The following is a 2,388-nucleotide window of genomic DNA, read 5'->3' on the forward strand; positions in this document are numbered from 1 at the left end:
GGGCGTGAGCCCCCCGAGGGCGGGGCCTCGGGGGGCTCACGCCCCCCGCTCGCCCGGCCGTGGTGCGCCCTCGGGTCGGTGAAGTCGCAGATCGGCCACACCAAGGCGGCCGCCGGCTCGGCGTCGCTCATCAAGGTGGCGCTGGCGCTCAACTACAAGGTGCTGCCCCCGACGATCAAGGTCGAGCGGCCGGTCGAACCGCTGTCGGACCCGGACTCGCCGTTCTACGTGAACACCGTGATGCGGCCGTGGCTCCCGCGGGCCGGGCACCCGCGGCGGGCGGCGATGTCCGCGTTCGGGTTCGGCGGCAGCAACTTCCACGCGGTCCTGGAGGAGTACACCCCGGCGAAGACCGACCTCGACTGGGACGGCTCGGTCGAGGTCGTCGCGCTCAGTGCCGACACCCCGCAGCAACTCGCCGCCGAACTGGAGAAGCTCGCGGCGAAGGTCCACCCGTCGCCGCAACCGGTCGAGGGGCCGGCGGCACGCACCGACTGGGCGGCGCTGGCCCGGTTCGCGGAGCGGTCGCGGTCGACGTTCGAGGCGCTGGCCCCGTGCCGGCTCGCGTTCGCCGCGCACCGGTCGCTCACCGACGTGGCGAAGTTGGTCGCCGGCGCGAAGGCCCGGCTCCTGGCCGAGCCGGACGCGGCCGGCTGGCACACCCCCGAGGGCGCGTTCTACGGCCGCGGCCCGGAGACCGGGGGGCTCGCCGTGCTGTTCCCGGGCCAGGGGTCGCAGGCGGTCGGGATGCTCCGCGACCTCGCGTGCCTGTTCCCGGAGGTGCTCGACAGCCTCGCGGCCGCCGACCGCGCCGTCGCCGCCCAGGGGCAGGACGACACCGACACCCGCCGGCTGTCCGACCGCATCTACCCGCCGACCAGCTTCGACCCCGAGGCCCGGAAGGGGCACGACGCGGACCTCCGCGACACCGCCAACGCGCAGCCGGCGCTCGGCGCGGTGAGCTTCGGCGCGTGGCGGGTGCTGTGCGAGCGGTTCGGGGTGCGGGCGACGGCGTTCGCGGGCCACAGCTACGGCGAGTTGGTCGCCCTGGCCGCGGCCGAGCGGTTCGCCCCGGCCGACCTGTTCCACCTGTCCCGGCTCCGCGGGCGGCTCATGGGCGAGCGGCGGCCCGGCGACCCCGGCACCATGCTCGCGGTCCTCGCGCCGCTGGCCGCCGTGGAGGGCGTCATCGCCGAGCACAAGCTCGACATCGTGGTCGCCAACCGCAACGGCCCGAAGCAGTCGGTCGTGTCCGGGGCGACGCCCGAGATCGACCGCGCGCAGCAGGCGTTCGCGGCGGCCCGGATGAAGTCGGTCCGGCTCCCGGTCGCGGCCGCGTTCCACAGCCCGCTCGTGGCCGACGCGGCCGCCCCGTTCCTCGCCGCGATGGGGGGCGTCGAGTTCGGCCGGGGCACGGTGCCGGTGTTCTCGAACACGACGGCCGAGCCGTACCCGGCCGACCCCCGCGAGGCCCAGGCCCTGCTCGCCGGGCAACTCGCGAAGCCGGTCGCGTTCGCGGACCAGGTCCGCAACATGATCGCGGCCGGGGCGCGGACGTTCCTGGAGGTCGGCCCCGGCACGGTGCTGACCCGGCTCGCGGAGGCGGTGGCCGAGGAGGCGGCGGTGCCGGGCGTCGCCGCGGTGGCCGTGGACGCCACCGGGGGAAAGCAGCCCGGGGTGCTCGACCTGGGGCGGGCGCTGGCGCGGCTCGCGGCCCGCGGGCACCACGTCGAACTCGCCGCGTGGGAAGCCGGGAGCCGGTGCCGCCCGCCCCGCCAGGGGACCGGCAAGCCGGGGATGACCGTGCCGCTGACCGGGGCCAACTACGTCGCCCCGCGGGCCGCCCGCCCGCCGCTCGCGGCCCTCGCCGCCGAACCCGCCCTCGCCTCGATCCACACGAATCACGCGGCGCGCCCGACCTTCGCCGTCAGGGGGACTGGTATGAACGACGCCGACCCGAACGCGCTGGCCCAGGCGCTCCTGGTCACCCAGCAGAGCCTGGCCTCGCTCCAGCGGATGCAGGAGCAGACGGCCTCGCTGCACAAGCAGTTCCTCGACGCCCAGGACGCCGCCCAGCGGACCCTCCAGGTGCTCGTCGAGCAGCAGCAGGCGCTGCTGCTGTCGGGCCTGGGCGGCGCGGCGGCGTCGTTCCCCACACCGGCCCAGCTCCCGGCCCCCGCGCCGGCCCCCGCGCCGGCCCCGGTGCCGACCTACGCCCCGCCCCCGCCGGCCCCCGTTCCGGCGCAGCGGCCCGCGGCGGTCGCCCCGCCCCCGCCGGCCCCGAAGCCGGCCCCCGCTCCGAAGCCGGCGGCCGCCGACCGGATCGCCGCGACGCTGCTTTCGGTGGTGTCGGAGAAGACGGGGTACCCGGTGGAGAGCCTGGACCTG

Annotated in this window: 1 protein-coding gene; it reads left to right on the plus strand. The window is 77.0% G+C overall.

What is annotated here, in order from left to right; translation table 11 throughout:
- Positions 1-2,388: acyltransferase domain-containing protein (locus ACTIGN_RS15835; RefSeq protein WP_439625507.1), on the plus strand; the 2,388-nt coding region annotated here is incomplete at both ends.

Source organism: Gemmata sp. (assembly GCF_051859125.1).
Taxonomy (GTDB): domain Bacteria; phylum Planctomycetota; class Planctomycetia; order Gemmatales; family Gemmataceae; genus Gemmata.